This window comes from Nostoc sp. NZL, assembly GCF_015714705.1.
Taxonomy (GTDB): domain Bacteria; phylum Cyanobacteriota; class Cyanobacteriia; order Cyanobacteriales; family Nostocaceae; genus Nostoc; species Nostoc foliaceum_A.
Genome location: NZ_WBKL01000062.1, coordinates 70,587 through 87,774, shown reverse-complemented (window position 1 = coordinate 87,774; position 17,188 = coordinate 70,587). Strand labels below are relative to the sequence as shown.

Genomic DNA, 17,188 nt, shown 5'->3' with positions numbered 1-17,188 from the left:
TTATAGCACTTGAATACAATTTGGCATAAGAGGTATGTAGAACCATTTTTTTATTTTTATTTAATATCAAATATTAACTTTTCTTTTGACACATTGCGCCCCTTTCATATCTATTTTTATAACCGTAAAATATCGCAATTACTGGGAATACTTGGCTAAAAAATACTCACGGCTATAAGAGTTACTGGCATTTCAAAGTTAGATGTAACTTGGACATCATCCAAACAAGTGGTATTTAGCTATGATGCCTGCGTGAATTTTGATTAAGAAATGCTGAGAGCCATCAATTCTTCTGCTATGTCAAAGTTAGCTGTGACATTTTGCACATCATCCAAGCCTTCCAGAGTATCAATTAACTTGAAAAGCGATCGCGCCTGATCTGGATCAGTAACTTCTACACTATTACTGGGAATCCAGCGCAATTCGGCATCAGTTACCTTAAAACCTTGAACTTTGAGTGTCTGGCTAAGGGTTTCTAAATTGCCAATGTCAGTAAACACCTCAGCCATCTCATCTTCAGTCATCTCATAAGACTCAGCACCGCCTTCAAGGGATGCTTCTAAAAGCTGTTCTTCGTCAACCACACCCTGCAATACACAAACGCCTTTTTGGTCAAACATCCAGCTAACGCAACCTGTTTCACCAAGATTGCCACCATTTTTACTAAAAGCTACACGCAAATCAGCAGCAGTGCGATTGCGATTATCTGTAAGGGCTTCGATTAAAATCGCTACACCACCAGGGCCGTAGCCTTCGTAGCGAATTGCTTCAAAGGTAGCATTATCCCCGCCAAAACTGCCTGCACCTTTAGCGATCGCTCGTTCAATATTATCATTGGGGATACTCGCTGCCTTTGCCTTATCAATTGCCGTGCGAAGTTGAAAATTCAGCGCTGGATCTGGTACACCGCTTCTAGCCGCAACGATAATCGCCCTCGATAACTGAGTGAAGGTTTTTCCCTTTTTTGCATCTACTACGGCTTTTTGGCGTTTAATATTTGCCCATTTACTATGTCCTGCCATAATCTGAAATTATCAAAACTCTATTCAAGATTAGGATATAAACGCTTGCAAAAACCATAACTTCAGATAATTGTGCAACTCTACATCAGAGTGGCAAAGTTGTTGTAGGGGAATTAAGATTTGATTTTCAAATGATTTAAACGCGTAGTTTACCGCCGTAGGCATTGCATCCCCTTTAAATCACAAAAGGTTCAAGTTCGCGGTTATGCCACTCTTGTTCAACCCGTTCAGTAATCAGCGGTCTGATGATAAACTTGGGCGGGCAACCATCCAGAACATCAATCCGCACACATGAGTAAGGCAGGCGCTTTTGGAAATTGTAATCATGACGACCCACAAAAAGCTTTGAATCGGCAACTTTCCGAATAGGTTTACCTGCAATTTCCGTAAAAGTCTCCATCAATTCAGTCCCCTCTCGCCGTTGATAACGGGGACGATGACCACTACCACCAGAGATAATGCAGTTAATATGGGAGTCAGCAAATCCGGTATCAGTTGTGCACAGATGCTCCAAACAGTGAGCGTGACCGTTTAAAATCAAATCCACTGTGGGACGTTCTTTAATTAAAGAACCAAGAGTTTCTGCGACTTGTTCAAATACCCAGCGCAAGCGGTGGCGAACTGCTAAGGTTTGCGCCTGATCCCACTTAGTAGCTTCTGTGACGTAGGGTGGATGGTGGAAAAAGATAATCCGTCCTCGCACTTCGGAGGTGTTCCAAGATTCGATTAGTCTGCTTCGCAACCATTCAAGTTGTTCAAAGTCGATCGCAGGCATTGTCTGAGATGCCAATTGTTTTTCAATATCGATTTTGATCTCGTTTATTTGCTCTAATTTGGCACTAAGTTCATCAAGTTGTTCCGCTTCGATAGGTTTATCGGGGTTGAGGCGATCAGATATTTTCAAAATCTGCAATTCTTCTTGATCTATTTCCTGGCGACGCTTTTGCAATTCACGGCGGTAAATTTCCCCCTCTTGAGTTGCAGGTAAAGGTGATGGTGTATTAAAGGTATTAGAATCGAGTGCGAAAAAGTCAATCCCGCCGTAACGAAAGGTGTAATAGCGATTGGGTAAACGGGTAAACTTTCCAGGTTCATAACGCAAACAGCGTCCTGTGTCAGTCTTAGCAGTGTAGTGTTGATCTAAATGACGTTCTAAATCTTGTGGGGAAGCGATCGCTTGGGTATAGTCCATAAATGCTCGTGCATAGGCATTACCTTGATATGATCCATGCCAGCCAATCTCGATATCTTTGTAGCGCAACAGGCGACGTAATGAAGATGTTGTTCCAGTAAACAAACGGTACATCAACGGCACATCGTAGTAATCATGATTACCAAGTACTGGCAAGAATGGCAGATTAAAGACCATGCGATCATAGGGAATATCTTTCGAGTTGTCGCCATCTACAAGAAATTCCCGGTAAGGCTCAATAAAGTTTGTCGAATAATACTCTTGGGAACCCACCACATAAATTACATCGCCTGTGTGCAACACAAAACTGCAATCATTGCGGTGAGGAAGCATTAGTTCAGCAACTTTTCGTTGGGGATGGTGTCGATAATGGGATTGCGTACCGGAATCACCGATAACCATAAAGGAAAATTCTGGACTATCCTGCCTGCCATCATCTATAACCATGCAGGTTTGATCAATTCCCCGTTGCACAAAACTTGGATGCATCCACCGCACCCGTTCCTTCATCTTTTGAATTTTTACAGGAATCGGTGGATCGGAAATCAATTTCATGGCTGATAACTCTTGAATGCCTAATGCACATGCCGATTGTAACGAAATATTTAATTGTCATTAGTCATTTGTGAATAACCAATCCTCAATCCCTAATTCCCAATCTTTAAGGCAAATTTTCTCGTAGTAATGCTCGAAAGCCTGCTTGTTGAAAATGCTCATCAGCAGTCAGCGCTTCAGTGATTCCACTATATTGCATAACTATAAAAGATACGCAATCCACAAATCCCCATTCTTTCTCAGTTCGTTCCCGATATAGCTCGAAAGCACGTTCGTAGAGTTCCTGGGAAAGGGGGACAATTTCTACTTTGGAGTCTGCTACTAGAGAATTTAATAATATGATTGCCGCTTGACGATAAGGTTGTTGGGATAAGGCATTGCCAATTTCCAACATCACCGCCTGTGTTGTCACCAAACGAGTTTCTGCCGCTTGTAACATTTTAGCCAGATGTAAGGCTCGGTCATGCAAGCGATCGCTCGGTGCAGATAAGGCAATGGCAAATGATGTATCAAGAAAGACTTCAGAATGCATGGAAATTTACTTACTGTACAAGTATTTATCTATATTGGTAGACCAGTCAAGTGGCCCATCTAGGTTGAGCGATCGCGCTGTTTGCAGAAATGATACCGTTTCATGTTCACTTGGCGGTAAAATTTCAATACTGATTCGCACACGGGTATTGATTGGCAGTGCGATCGGTTCAGCCGGATAGAACACTTTGCCATTAAATACAGCTGTGATTTTTTCTACCATTGTTTGCAAAAAACGCTTTTAGTCTATCCTAAGCTGGTTGTAGCAATACTGGTAGAGTAGACGATGCAATAACTAGTGAAGATACTTATAGCTGTCTTACGAATTATATCGATTTTTCACAATTGCCTAAGCTACCAACTGAACTAATGTTAAGTGAATTCGATGAACCTCTCCCTGTCTTGAACTCAAGTTCAAATTCCCCTCCAATGGGCGAGAGAGAAAGATTTTGCGTAGTAAAACCTCTGAGAGTCCTTTTACAAGAGAGGGAAAAGTTTTTGGTTTCTTCCGAATTCTTAGCAACAAATCCTTGTAGCAATTCTATACAGAGATAGCGTATGTAGGCTGTAAGTAAATCAGCCTTTTGGAGGCGGGCAAAGCGCAGAGCTTAAACACTATTTTTGCTACTTTGATGAGTAACTGCTGACTTAGTAAAAATAGTTAAAGCTAGATGAGAAATATTGTTTTATATGTCCTATACTTCTCTTAATTACGGTATTTGCCTAGAAATACCGTAGATTTAAGGGTGATTCTGATGAGCAAGTCGCAACAGCTGACACAATTAAGTAAATTGCTAAGTGAAGGTATGCAGGCTTATGTCATGAAAGCTGTGCAGGCTATACAACTCTACTATCAACACACAATTAAGAGTTTGTTCAATAGACACACTGTGCAAAGCTTTGTGAGTCTGTTTCTCATAGGTACTTTTTTGAGTATAGCAGTTGCCTCCTGCTCTGGAAGAAGTGCAGCTAGCAAAAATGATGTTAATCTCAAACTAGTTTCTTTCTCTGTTACCAAAGCAGCTCATGACCAGATAATCCCCAAATTTGTCCAAAAGTGGAAGCAAGAACATAACCAAAACGTCACGTTTGAGCAAAGTTATGGGGGTTCTGGCGCTCAAACTGCTGCTGTGATTTCCGATTCGCAAGAAGCAGACATAGTACATTTGGCACTTCCCCTAGATGTCAACAAAATTCAGCAAGCGGGTTTGATTAAATCAGGCTGGGAAATCAAAGCTCCGAGAAGTGGTATCGTTAGTAGATCGGTTGCTGCGATCGTTACGCGCGAAGGCAATCCCAAAGGCATCAATACTTGGGCAGACTTGGAAAAAGATGGCGTGAAAGTGATTGCAGCTAACCCAAAAACTTCTGGTATTGCTATTTGGGAATTCGTGCTAACGGTTATAAAGGTAACGTTGATGAATTGGTAGAAAATTCCCTCAGACGCGCTGCTATCTGGGATGAAGTCAAAGACAAACTCAAAGAAAAGGGAACTGCATTATCTGGCGGACAACAGCAACGACTTTGTATTGCTCGTGCGATCGCAATGAAGCCAGATGTATTATTAATGGATGAACCATGTTCTGCTCTCGACCCAATTTCTAGCCGCCAAGTAGAAGAACTCTGCTTAGAACTCAAGCAGCAATACACCATCATCATGGTGACACACAATATGCAGCAAGCTTCTAGAGTGGCAGATTTCACAGCTTTCTTCAACACAGAAATTGACGAGCAGGGCAAACGTCGGGGAAAATTAGTTGAATTTAATCCTACAGCCCAAATGTTCAGTTCTCCTCAAACCAAAGAAGCTGAAGATTATATCAGTGGACGCTTCGGTTAAAAACACATTGCAGTTTTAATTCTGGAAAATATGCTGAGGCTTAATACTACTAGGTTGAAGTAATATTTCAGTTTAGTACTTATACTGTGTATTATGTTTAAGCCTTTGTCATTTGCTTTAGTTGCCGCTACCGTTATAGTTGCATCAATCAATAATCCCAGCAATACTTTAGCTGGAACTTGTGCTTCTAAGTGTGGTTCTCGCCCAATTCAGTTTACGCCAGGGCAACACATCCGGGTTGAAGTCGTAAATAGCACACCCAATCTGATAAAAATCCAAAAACCCTCCGGGACTGATCCAATATCCTTGAGTCCAGGGCAGAAATTAAATTTAGAACAAATAGAGGGTACGGAGCCAAATACATCTTTGATATTTTGGAGTGAAAAGGGTTTATCACTACAAGCAATTGTCTCGAAACCTAACTTTGGCACATTGCGGCTTGAACTTCGTCCGACTTGGCGCTCTCCAGGCGATCGCTCGTTGTATATTATGGATGATGGTAAGATAAACGTGTTTTAACAGAAATGTTATGAGTTAGGAGTTATGAGTTAAGAAATAACTTTTAATTAAAAACTCCTAACTCCTAACTTCTAACTCCTAACTTTTATTGTGCTAGACCGAGCTGTATCTGAAGTATCAAAGCCTCGCAGGCGCTTACCCGATCAGCGCTGGCAAATTTATCCACAAAAGCCAGAAATTTCCCAAAATCTGGCTGTTTTGACAAATATTTCACCGATTATCAGCCAGTTGTTGATTAATCGGGGTATGGAAACACCAGAACAGGTACAAGCATTTTTAAATCCAGAGTCTTTAGTTTTGCCTTCGCCGTTGGAAGATTTCCCAGATTTGGCGATTAGTTTGGAGTTGTTGCAAAATGCGATCGCTTCTCAAACAAAAATCGCTATTTGTGGTGACTACGATGCTGATGGGATGACCAGCACTGCTCTACTTTTACGTAGTCTCCGCACTTTAGGCGCACAGGTAGATTATGCTATTCCTAGCCGGATGCACGAAGGTTATGGTATCAATAAACGCATAGTTGAAGAATTCCACAGTGAAGGTGTGGGGTTAATTCTGACTGTAGATAATGGCATCTCTGCGTTTGAACCAGTTGCTAGAGCTAGAGAACTTGGTCTTGCAGTGATTATCACCGATCACCACGATATACCCCAAAAATTACCACCAGCTAACGCTATCCTCAACCCTAAACTGATAGCTGAATCCTCACCTTATCGGGGAGTTGCTGGTGTTGGTGTTGCCTACATTTTGGCAGTGTCTCTAGCACAACAGCTAGGGGAAACTAAAGGTTTGATTCAGCCGATGCTAGCACTATTTACGCTGGGAACGATCGCAGATTTAGCCCCCTTAACTGGCGTAAATCGCCGTTGGGTAAAACGTGGTTTACAGCATTTACCCAAATCCAACTTAGCTGGAATACAGGCGTTAATTCAGGTAGGTGGTGTGCAGGCGAGGGGAGATGAGGGAGCAGGGGGAGTAGAGGAGAAAATTTCCAATCCGAAATCCAAAATCCAAAATCCAAAATCCCTGAAGCCTGAAGATATCGGTTTTCGTCTGGGGCCACGAATTAATGCTATTGGCCGAATTGGTGATCCCCAAACTGTGATTGAATTGCTGACTACAGATGATATGGGGGTGGCGCTGGAAAGAGCAATGCAGTGTGAACAAATAAATGCCAGTCGCCAGGAAATGTGTCAGCAAATTGAACAAGAAGCGATCGCTTATGTAGAAGCAGAATTTGTTGCATCTCTACAGCAAGACCGTGTATTAGTTGTTGTTCAACCCAATTGGCATCACGGCGTTATTGGCATTGTCGCCTCCCGCTTGGTAGAACGCTACGGCGTTCCCGTGTTCATCGGTACTTATGAGGATGAGGGACATATACGCGGTTCAGCACGCTCAATTCCAGAATTTCACGTGTTTGAAGCTTTGGAATATTGTCACGATTTACTAGGCAAATTTGGTGGACACAAAGCAGCCGGGGGATTCTCTCTACCAGCAGAGAATTTACAGATGTTGCGATCGCGCTTGATTGAGTTTGCTAACCAGTGTCTTGAACCGCACCATCTCAAGCCTCTGCTCAAAATTGATGCCGAAGTTAACCTCAATCACATCAATCAGCAGCTTTATCAACAGCTTAATGCTCTACATCCCTGCGGTATGGATAACCCCGATCCAGTTTTTTGGACACCTAATGTTCAAGTGGTTGAGCAAAAAATCGTTGGGAAGGGTCACATTAAACTGACAATTGCCCAAACTATTGATAATCAAGAATACAAAATTAAAGCGATCGCCTGGCGTTGGGGAGACTATTTCCGCTTACCATCGCGAGTGGATGTCGCTTACAAACTACGAGAAAATTACTTTAACGGTAACACTACCATCGAGCTAGAGTTAATAGGAGTCAGACTGCCAATTCAGCTTCAACAATTTTTTGCTTCGCCACCTACCCCATCAACCACCACTTTTGAATACAACCAGCGACAATATACTTGTGGTTTCTATAAAAACGGTATTGAAGCAGAATTAAGAATTAAAAATTCTGAAGGCAAAGTTTTAGCCATGCAGCCAGGACATATAACCGGTTTACTAGGCACTAATCGTCAAAACGCCAAAGAAGTTGATATCTCTCGCCCACAGTATGACAGCATTATTCAAGCTGCCCTTCAGGCATTATCAGTACTGAGTGCTGAGTTATGAGTTATGAGTTATGAATTCTTAATTAACTTCTCACTCCTAACTCTTAACTGTTAACTCCTTAGTCAGCACTCAGCACTCTTATAGGTTGCCGTTGCGAAATGCCAGCAAAAAGATTACCACTGGTCCAGCAATCACAATTAGCGCCACGGACAGCAATTGGAAAATAACTTCCCAATTGATACTGGTAAAAGCGTTAAACAAAGCGTCCATTTTTCCTTTTCTCCTCCCAATTGTCTTAAAAAATTCAATAACTTAATTAGGAAACCCGAAATCGATCATATCTGGCTATGGTCTGTTAGATTTAATTTACTTAACAAAATTATAAGAAAAGACATAAAAACGTAAAATAAGGGCATTGGGTATTGATTATTAATTATTCTGCCCTTGCTCCATTGTCCCTAATCCCTAATTCAAAATGGCAACTTGGCAATGTGTAAAGCAATGTGGAGCCTGCTGTAATCTTGATCCAGCAGAGCGTCCAGATTTAGATGAGTATCTCTCTCCACCAGAACTAGAACTCTATCTCAGCATGGTTGGCGAAGCGGGATGGTGCGTTAACTTCGACCATACCACGCGAGAATGCCGCATCTACTCAGATCGTCCTCGCTTCTGCCGTGTGGAATCAGAAGTGTTTCAAGATATGTATGGGGTTGAACCAGAAGAAGTTAACGATTTTGCCATTGACTGCTGTCGCCAGCAAATAGAAGGAGTATACGGCGATCGCAGTCTGGAAATACTACGCTTCAATAAAGCTGTTGGGCTGTGAGGAGTATGCAAGAACGCAAAGACACTCCATAATTTTTTTATCTCTATTTATGTAGTTGCAATTTATTACAACAATCTGAGAATATGATAGAAATATGAAAGCAACTTACTAACAAAACTACTGCCTGTGAAACTTGACTCTGCACCTTTGGAGATTTCTGGCATATCTCAAACTGAGATCGAGCTAGAACTGAAAGATAGCAATGATTTGAACTTAACTCGTGCGATCGCCCTGCCAGTTCAGCCTGTAGTTGCCGATAGTCCTCAAAAGCAGCAATCAGCGTTAGTAGTTTTTGGTACAACTTTTGTAACCGTTTTTCTAGCAGAAATTGGAGATAAAACTCAGCTATCCACCCTATTAATGAGTGCAGAATCTCATTCGCCGTGGGTGGTATTTATCGGCTCTGCGGCTGCGCTAATAACCACCAGCTTATTAGGCGTGCTTTTAGGTAGTTGGATAGCCACCCGACTCAGCCCAAAAACTGTAGAAAAATCAGCAGGTGTGATGTTGTTAATGATTTCCCTAATGCTGTTTTGGGATGTATTTATTGGTCATTAGTCATTAGAAAAACTCCCCATTTCCCGCTCCCCTTAAACATATGGATTGGCATCTCTTAGGACTGAGCTTTATTACAGTTTTTTTATCAGAATTGGGTGACAAAAGTCAGCTAGCAGCGATCGCACTTTCAGGGCGTTGTAATTCTCCGCGTGCAGTATTTTTTGGTGCAGCAGGCGCATTGCTGTTGACAAGCCTATTGGGATCATTAGCAGGGGGGGCAGTAGCCGAATTATTACCTACACGCTTATTAAAAGCGATCGCTGCTGTGGGATTTGCTATCCTTGCTGCACGCCTGCTGTTATTTAACAATGAACCATCGACGGATTCTGAACAAACACCTTAAAGAAGAATTCACAATTCAGAATCCAGGAATCAGAATTACTCTTCGTGTGGGATTGGAACCTGCCAAGGTTTTAAACCAAGATCATAAACATTAGACTCGAATTCATACTGAACTCTGGCTCATGAGTTCGGAATTCTTCTTTACAAGGGTTCCCAACCCGTTCCTTTGTAGCCATACTGAAAAATTTCTGGATGCAAAATTTCTGCCAAAATTTCTAAAGAATCTACCAGTCGAGGCCCTGGACGATTGAAGAAAGAATTGCCATCAGTGATGTAGACCCTACCAGCTTTGGTAGCGTGCAGTTTTTCCCACTCTGAACGTTGAGTTAACAAATTGGCTTCTTGGCGAGTGCGATTTAAATCAAAGCCACAGGGCATAAAAACAATTACATCGGGATTAGTTGTTAATAGTGTTTCCCACGGCAAGATGGGAGAAGGCTGACCTGTAGCGCAAAACAAGGACTGTCCTCCGGCTAAATTGACTAATTCAGGAATCCAATTGGCGGCAACCATCAAAGGATCAGTCCACTCAATACAGGCGACAGTAGGCTGTTCATTTAAAGAAAGCCCCTGGATTCTTTGCTGACAAATTTTGACGCGAGCTTCTAAATTTTCTATGACTTTTACCGAGTCTACGCCAAAGGTGTTGCCGACTCGCTCAATGTCAGCCCAAATATCCTGGAGAATATTGGGTTGTAAAGAAATAATCTGCGGTTTACTGTCAATGAGTGTGGCAACTGCCTTTTCAACTTCGTGTAAGCTGACAGCACAAACATCGCACTGGTCTTGAGTGAGAATGTGGGTAGGCTGCAATTGCTCCAAAACATCTGTTTTGATTTGATAAATACTGAGAGCAGATTGCAATAAATTGTTCACTTCATCATGAATTTGGCTGCTGGAGGCACTGGAGTTTAAGCGTGCTTCGGTACAAATGGGGCGATCTTGGATTTCTGGAGGGTAATCGCATTCGTGCGATCGCCCTACAATGGCATTAACCAACCCTAGTGTCGCTAAAATCTCTGTTCCACCGGGAATCAGAGAAACAATTCTTACATTACTATCCGTCATTGCTCCACCTCCACAAAAGCTGGCGTTACCTTAATTCTCGCAAAATTTGAGTCATTAGGTATCTTTCTCTAGGGGAATCAAGGGTGTTTTGGTAGTCATCCTGATTAGCTGTGAGGTTACTCTAAAACTTGAGACTTAAGCCTCAAGTCTAACCATCCTTGATTTTGTGCAGTTTCACAAAGAATTGTTATCAGCACTAAGCAACAAATTAACTTACAGCGACTTTTAGGTAATTGAACTACATCACTCCCTACTCGCCAGACCCAAATTCAAAATACTATACTACTTGTAGTTCTTGGTGGAATTACTTAATAGTGAAATTATTAAAAATGCTAATTATACCCTGGCAAAAATCACTGGCATGATGTAACAGAAGTAATAAGCAAAATCTAGTTTAGAACTCGTTATCCAGAATCATAAGATTTGGTGAGAAAAAATATACTTTCCGGTTATGAAAAACCCTATTAAGTAACTGTAGTTATACAAAGACGGTTCTAATTTTTTTGTAGAACTGCAAGACAAAATTATTTCTTCTTGAGGGCAACTAATGCAGGTGGTGTCAGCTAGAGATATTACAGAGCACAAGCAGGCCCAAGAGGCTTTACAAATCAGAGAAAATAGTCGGCGAAAACAAAGCCAGACGCTCGTACAACTGGCAAGGAGTAAAACATTTCAGCTAGGTAATCTTAATGCAGTATTAAGAGAAATTACAGAAACTGCTGCTCGGACACTTTTAGTGAAGCGAGTAGGGGTGTGGCTATATAATGAAGGGCGTTCAAAAATCGAATGCATCGATTTATATGATGTAAACACCAAGGAGCATAGCTTTGGTAACTCGCTTTCACAAAAAAATTATCCAGCTTATTTCCAGGCTTTAGAAGAGGAACGTACCATTGCCGCAGATGATGCCAGAAACGATACAAGAACCCAAGAATTATCCGAGTCTTATCTTTCTGTTTTGGGCATCACATCCCTGCTAGATGCACCGATTTGGTTAGAGGGTCGTTTAGTAGGCGTAGTATGTCACGAACATATAGGCGAAGGTCGCCAATGGACTTTGGAAGAAGAAACTTTTGCTGGCTCGATTGCAGATTTCGTGACCCTGGCTATAGAAGCGAGCGAGCGAAACGTTGTACAGGAAGCACTGCGACACAGTGAGGCGCAATTCCGAGCGATTTTTGAGCGTTCTTCTATTGGCATTGGACTTATAGATATGAAAGCGCAGATAGTCGATACCAATCCGGCACTGTGTGAGATTTTAGGATATAGCCGAGAATATCTATCCGGCAAGAGCTTTACAGATTATATTTCCACACAAAAGGGGGATTTAAAACTTTACAAACAACTGGTGTCAGGAATTCGCACAAACTCAGGGAAAACTTCAAGCTTTGGCTTCCAACCCTCTGAACTTCAAAAGCAGCTTGTCGATAAACATCGCATTGAGATGGAAAGACGCTGCCTGCATCAAAATGGTAGCTTAGTTTGGACTCATATTTCTGTTTCTGTTATACCAGACACCAATGGTGAACCTGAGTTTTTTCTAGCAATGATTGAGGATATTACTGAACGCAAGGAAACAGAATTGAAACTGCGTGCTTCTCAAGAAGCAGCAGAAGCTGCTAGTCGGGCAAAAAGTGAATTTTTAGCAACCATGAGCCATGAGTTGCGGACACCTCTCAATGCGATTATGGGCTTGTCAGAGTTGTTGCAACAAGAAATAGTCGGCTCTCTGAATGAAAAACAGAATGAATATGTAAGTTGTATATATAGTAGTGGTGAACATCTGCTGGCACTGATTAACGATATCCTTGACTTATCTAAGGTAGAAGCAGGCAAAGAGGAACTGTTACTCTCACCTTTACCAGTGTCAGATTTATGTAATTATGCCATGTGGACAGTGCGCGATCGCGCCTTAGAAAAAGGATTGGAACTCACCTGTAAAATTGATCTAGAAGAGGATATTTGTATTGCTGATGAGCGGCGCATTAAGCAAATGCTACTCAACCTCCTCACTAATGCTATTAAATTCACCCCGGACGGTCAGGTATCGCTGGTAGTGAAAAAAGTACCGCAAGGAACTACGTTTACAGTTTCAGATACTGGAATTGGTATAGACTCAAGTCAGTTTCAATTTTTATTTGAACCGTTTAAACAGCTTGACAGTCGGTTAAATCGGCAGTATGAAGGCACAGGTCTGGGTTTGGCTTTAACGCGCAAATTAGCGCGTTTGCATGGTGGAGATGTGACGGTTACATCGATTTTGGGAGAAGGGAGTCAGTTCACTCTGTTTTTACCAAATCCAGTGCTTTCCCCAGCAGGAGAGGATGAAGGACTTGAGGAAGACAAGGGAGAAAATTTTACTTTATCCTCCTTGTCCTCCTCCCCAGCCATCCCCAAAAATAAAACTATTTTGCTTGTGGAGAAAGAAGAAAAAACTGCCACTGTGTTGCAAGATTATCTCCACACAATTGGCTACAAAGTTAAGTGGATAGATAATGAAAAAGAATTTTTTAAACAGGTGCAAAATCTCCAACCAGATTTAGTTTTTTTTGATTTCCAGTTAATCAGGGATGTTAGTATCTTAAATTTGTTAAATATCCTTAGACAAGATCCTGCTTGGGGAAATACGCCGATTGTAATGATGACCTTTAGCGAACCTTTAGAAGATGAAATGACTATGCTGCAAGGTAGTGCTAATGACTATCTAGTTAAGCCAATTCGGACAGTTCAACTAGAGTCATTATTGATGCGATATTTGAGCTAATTTAAATAAAAAAGTCGATTGTTTTAGTTGAAGAATAGTGTAGTAAAATCTATTACAAAAAGTTTTAGTTAGCACTTATTAAAGTAATCTTTTATTTAGTTTAACTGTGATTTTTTTCTCATTTTCACATGGTGAATACTAGCTTCTTCAAATATTCCTCCTTCTTCTACAAAATCCAATTTTTTGTACAAATGTTTTACATATTCTTGGGCGTGAATCACAACTTCTGGAATATTTTTGTTAGCTATTACCTGTAATGCATGTTCCATAATTTTTGTACCAATACCCTGCCCTCTAGCTGTAGATAACACAGCAAGCCTTTCTATCTTGGCAGTTTTATCATCCAAATATCTAATTCTGGCAGTCCCAACAGCTTCCTTATCTAAATAAGCAATCAAATGCTCAGATATTTGATCTTTACCATCAAATTCTAAAGCCGGAGCTACCTTTTGTTCTTCCTGAAAAACTGCTCGCCTAATTGCTTGAATTGCGGGAAATTCTTCAGGTAATTCAGCAACTTTTATAACTAAATTACTCATCAAACTCTTTCTGCGGTTCAATCATCAAATAAGTAGGGCATATGCCCTACTTATTCTTGTAGTTTAATCTGCCCCTTCAATTGGTGCAAAACCTTGGCGCTGAATATTTTCTGTCACCGCGCGTGGTTCCAGGAATTGTAGGAGGTAATCAGGGCCACCTGCTTTAGAACCTACTCCAGAAAGTTTGAATCCGCCAAAGGGTTGTCGTCCAACGATCGCTCCGGTAATATTACGGTTAATGTACAAATTCCCGACTTCAAATTCTGTCTGCGCCTGCTGAATGTGCGAAGGCGTTCTAGAATAAAGTCCTCCAGTTAAGGCGTAGTTTGTCCCGTTGGCGACTGCTAACGCTTCCTGGAAATCTTTCACCCGAATTACCGCCAGCACAGGGCCAAAAATTTCTTGCTGTGAAATTACCGCATTTGGCGAGACTTCACTAAAGATGACAGGCCCGATAAAATATCCTTGTTCGGGTGCTGGTAACTCCAAAGCTAATTGTGCTTCTGCCTTACCCTTCTCAATATACTCGCGGATGCGATCGCGGGCATTAGCATCAATCACTGGGCCAACTTGGGTACTAGGTAACTCTGCTTCCCCAATATTCAAGGATTTTGTCGCTTCCACCAATCGCTGCACAAAGGCATCATAAATTGGTTGCAGCACAATCACCCTGGAGGCGGCAGAACATTTTTGTCCGCTGTAACCAAATGCTGACTGTACTACTCCCACAACAGCTTGGTCTAAATCAGCACTTTCATCGACAATAATTGCATTCTTGCCACCCATTTCAGCAATCACCCGTTTCATGTGCTTTTGTCCGGGTTTCAAAGTTGCCGCTTCTGCGTAAATTCTACAGCCGACTTCCTGGGAACCTGTAAAAGCAATTACATGAGTATCTGGATGATTTACCAAATAAGCGCCGACTTGAGAACCCTTCCCAGGTACGTATTGAAAGACACCTTTAGGAAAACCAGCCTCGATTAAGATTTCTGTAAGTTTTGCCGTAATGACAGAAGATGTTTCCGCAGGTTTGAGGAGAGTGCAATTACCTGAAACCAAAGCTGCGACAGTCATTCCACAAGCGATCGCTAGCGGGAAATTCCAGGGAGAAATTACTACAGCAATACCGCGTGGCTGGTAAATATAATGATTGGTTTCACCAGGAATGTCATAATTCACACCTTCTTCTAGCCGTTCAATCTCATCAGCGTAGTACCGACAGAAATCTATCGCTTCCGAAACCTCTCCATCAGCTTCCTTAACTGGTTTTCCAACTTCCAAAACTATCCAAGCTGAAAGTTCGGCGCGGCGGAGTTCCATCAAATCACCCGCTTTCCGCAAAATATCAGCGCGTTGTTTAGCTGGTGTTTTCCTCCATCCAGGAAACGCCGCTTTAGCAGCTTGCATCGCCTGTTCTGCTTGTTCAACGCTAATCAACCCAACTTTACCGATTACCTCGCTGAAATTAGAAGGATTGAGAGAATCAACAAATTCCGGTGTATTAACATATTCGCCATTAATTAGGGGTAAATAAGTTCTACCTAACTGTTGACGAACGCTTTGGAAAGCTTGCGCCGCCTTCGTTCTCACCTCTTCCTCAGCGTAATCGGTATCAGCAGCACCAGAGAAATGAGAGTGAGGAGTTAGGAGTGAGGAGTGATGCCCTGAGCCTGCCGAAGGGTTAGGAGTTAAAGAGTTTTTTTCTTCTTTGACAATCGGCGGTGCTAATAATTCCTCAATCGGTCGATTTTCGAGATTTTGCCGTAAAAAAGAACTATTAGCGGTATTTTCCAACAACCGCCGAATTAAATACGCCATTCCAGGTAATAATTCACCGTAGGGACAGTAAACTCTGACTCGATAACCCTTGTCAACCAATGCCTTTGCAACTTTATCACCCATACCGTAGAGGACTTGCAATTCAAAGCGACGGCGAGGGACATTTAAACTTTCAGCTATGGCAATGGCGCGAGAGTGCGATCGCACATTATGGCTACCAATGGCAGAATACACATATTGATGATTTTCTAACAACAATTGAGTGATGGTTTCAAAGTTAACGTCAGTTGCCGCTTTATCGTTGTAAACTGGCTGTGGCCAATGCTTCTGCGCTGCTTTGATAGTTTCCTGATCCCAATATGCGCCTTTTACCAAACGGATTGTTAGGGGATAACCACGTTCTTTCAACCAAGAAATTAGTTCTTTGGTATCTTGCTCGCTATCACGCAGATATGCTTGGATTGTCATCCCGATATCTGTGCGTTGCCGAAATTCTTCTTCTAGTAACAGTTTTTTCAGGATGCTGAGAGTTATATCCTTGTAGGCATACTGTTCCATATCAAAATGCACAGCTGCGCCCAACTCTTTAGCACGACGTAAGAGAGTGCGAATGCGATCGCTAACTCGCTCCTCACTACCTTTAGCATCTAATGGGTCAAATTGGGAATAAAACGCCGTTAATTTAACAGAAACCTGAACTTTTGGTATTGGTTCGCCATCAGCCTCATCAATAGCCGGGATAGCTGACCAATTCTTCGATGCTTCCACCAATTGTTGCATTAATTCTAGATAGCGTTCTAGATAAGATTGCGCTTCGGCTTCGGTAATTACTGCTTCACCAAGTAAGTCGATGGTGAAAGCCATTTTTTCTTTTCGCAGTCGTTCAACTGTTTTGATGACTTGTTTAATATTTTCCCCAGAAATATATTTATGGGCAAGAGTTTCAACCGCTGTACCAACAGTTGTAGCAGCAACTTGTCCTGGCATTGAGTCGGGGTTAGCAAAGTTTAGCATTCCCTTCAAAGCTGCCGGTAATTCTACAGATTCATCTCCTAAATATTCTTGTAAATGTGAGGCAATTTCTGATTTACTGTGCAAAGCAGGTAGCGTATCTATAAAGCGAAATAGTTGCACCCGCAACCCAGGATTACTCATCGCCCAAGCTAGTAATTTATCATCCCAGCGCATTTGATCCCGCAGGGAAGAAAAAAACGAACGATTTTCCTGCGTTGCTGCGAGAAGTTGTTTAGCAATTTCTTGGGTTTTAGCTTCGTAGGTGCTTGTTTGTACTTGTAATACCACTGATAGTAAGCTCCTTAATTAAGGCAAGGCTTTTTGTACAAAGCCTGTGTCTTCTATTTTGACGCTTTCATTTAGCTGTCACCATATTTAGTGGGGAGTAAAAAAGGGAATAGGTTACAGGTTACAGGGTACAGATTATTTCCTATAACCTCTCACCTGTCTCCTCTCCCCTAATCACAATGCCCAATTGAATAACAAATGTTATCCTTTTG

Annotated in this window: 14 protein-coding genes and 2 pseudogenes; 8 read left to right on the top strand and 8 right to left on the bottom strand. The window is 41.8% G+C overall.

Annotated elements, in window-relative coordinates:
- Positions 1-263: 263 nt before the first annotated feature.
- The 4 genes from F8R90_RS08660 to F8R90_RS08645 form a co-directional block, all read right to left on the bottom strand.
- Complete coding sequence (locus F8R90_RS08660; protein ID WP_196510413.1) at positions 264-1,022, bottom strand: YebC/PmpR family DNA-binding transcriptional regulator; 759 nt, start codon at positions 1,020-1,022, stop codon at positions 264-266.
- A 175-nt stretch (positions 1,023-1,197) separates the two neighbouring features.
- Entirely contained in the window at positions 1,198-2,769 is a 1,572-nt protein-coding gene (locus F8R90_RS08655) for a metallophosphoesterase (RefSeq protein ID WP_196510412.1), read from the bottom strand.
- Positions 2,770-2,875: 106 nt separating this feature from the next.
- Positions 2,876-3,301, bottom strand: coding sequence for a type II toxin-antitoxin system VapC family toxin (locus tag F8R90_RS08650; protein WP_163936993.1), 426 nt, complete (start codon positions 3,299-3,301; stop codon positions 2,876-2,878).
- A gap of 6 nt (positions 3,302-3,307) precedes the next feature.
- Positions 3,308-3,523, bottom strand: a complete 216-nt coding sequence (locus tag F8R90_RS08645; RefSeq protein ID WP_196510411.1) for an antitoxin family protein — start codon at positions 3,521-3,523, stop codon at positions 3,308-3,310.
- A gap of 532 nt (positions 3,524-4,055) precedes the next feature.
- Here F8R90_RS08645 and F8R90_RS08640 point away from each other — a divergent pair.
- The 4 genes and pseudogenes from F8R90_RS08640 to F8R90_RS08625 all read left to right on the top strand — a co-directional run.
- Positions 4,056-4,694: pseudogene (locus tag F8R90_RS08640) on the top strand (extracellular solute-binding protein); the annotation flags it as partial.
- A pseudogene (locus tag F8R90_RS08635) lies at positions 4,685-5,140 on the top strand (phosphate ABC transporter ATP-binding protein); the annotation flags it as partial. The pseudogenes F8R90_RS08640 and F8R90_RS08635, both read left to right, overlap by 10 nt.
- A gap of 93 nt (positions 5,141-5,233) precedes the next feature.
- The gene (locus F8R90_RS08630) at positions 5,234-5,659 is read left to right on the top strand and encodes a hypothetical protein (RefSeq protein WP_196510410.1); all 426 of its coding nucleotides are present in this window, start codon (positions 5,234-5,236) and stop codon (positions 5,657-5,659) included.
- A 90-nt stretch (positions 5,660-5,749) separates the two neighbouring features.
- Positions 5,750-7,858 (top strand): single-stranded-DNA-specific exonuclease RecJ, encoded by a 2,109-nt coding sequence (locus tag F8R90_RS08625; protein WP_196510409.1) that lies wholly within the window; start codon positions 5,750-5,752, stop codon positions 7,856-7,858.
- 78 nt (positions 7,859-7,936) lie between these two features.
- Here F8R90_RS08625 and psb30 read toward each other — a convergent pair whose 3' ends face one another.
- On the bottom strand, positions 7,937-8,068 hold the full coding sequence (psb30, locus tag F8R90_RS08620) for a photosystem II reaction center protein Ycf12/Psb30 (RefSeq protein ID WP_196510408.1): 132 nt from the start codon (positions 8,066-8,068) through the stop codon (positions 7,937-7,939).
- A gap of 205 nt (positions 8,069-8,273) precedes the next feature.
- Between psb30 and F8R90_RS08615 the strand changes: the two genes are divergently transcribed.
- From F8R90_RS08615 to F8R90_RS08605, 3 genes are all read left to right on the top strand, one after another.
- Positions 8,274-8,624, top strand: a complete 351-nt coding sequence (locus F8R90_RS08615) for a YkgJ family cysteine cluster protein (RefSeq protein ID WP_196510407.1) — start codon at positions 8,274-8,276, stop codon at positions 8,622-8,624.
- Between the two features lie 126 nt (positions 8,625-8,750).
- Positions 8,751-9,182 (top strand): TMEM165/GDT1 family protein, encoded by a 432-nt coding sequence (locus F8R90_RS08610; RefSeq protein WP_190890249.1) that lies wholly within the window; start codon positions 8,751-8,753, stop codon positions 9,180-9,182.
- A gap of 40 nt (positions 9,183-9,222) precedes the next feature.
- Positions 9,223-9,525, top strand: coding sequence for a TMEM165/GDT1 family protein (locus tag F8R90_RS08605; protein WP_152589365.1), 303 nt, complete (start codon positions 9,223-9,225; stop codon positions 9,523-9,525).
- A 140-nt stretch (positions 9,526-9,665) separates the two neighbouring features.
- On the opposite strand, the gene F8R90_RS08600 is transcribed toward F8R90_RS08605, so the two are convergent.
- Positions 9,666-10,592, bottom strand: coding sequence for a cobalamin-binding protein (locus F8R90_RS08600; RefSeq protein ID WP_196510406.1), 927 nt, complete (start codon positions 10,590-10,592; stop codon positions 9,666-9,668).
- 547 nt (positions 10,593-11,139) lie between these two features.
- Between F8R90_RS08600 and F8R90_RS08595 the strand changes: the two genes are divergently transcribed.
- On the top strand, positions 11,140-13,356 hold the full coding sequence (locus tag F8R90_RS08595) for a PAS domain S-box protein (protein ID WP_196510405.1): 2,217 nt from the start codon (positions 11,140-11,142) through the stop codon (positions 13,354-13,356).
- A 95-nt stretch (positions 13,357-13,451) separates the two neighbouring features.
- Here F8R90_RS08595 and F8R90_RS08590 read toward each other — a convergent pair whose 3' ends face one another.
- Together F8R90_RS08590 and pruA are read right to left on the bottom strand one after the other, a co-directional pair.
- Positions 13,452-13,895: a GNAT family N-acetyltransferase gene (locus F8R90_RS08590; RefSeq protein WP_196510404.1), complete on the bottom strand. Its 444-nt coding sequence runs from the start codon at positions 13,893-13,895 to the stop codon at positions 13,452-13,454.
- 63 nt (positions 13,896-13,958) lie between these two features.
- Positions 13,959-16,976 (bottom strand): L-glutamate gamma-semialdehyde dehydrogenase, encoded by a 3,018-nt coding sequence (pruA, locus tag F8R90_RS08585; RefSeq protein ID WP_196510403.1) that lies wholly within the window; start codon positions 16,974-16,976, stop codon positions 13,959-13,961.
- Positions 16,977-17,188 lie beyond the last annotated feature (212 nt).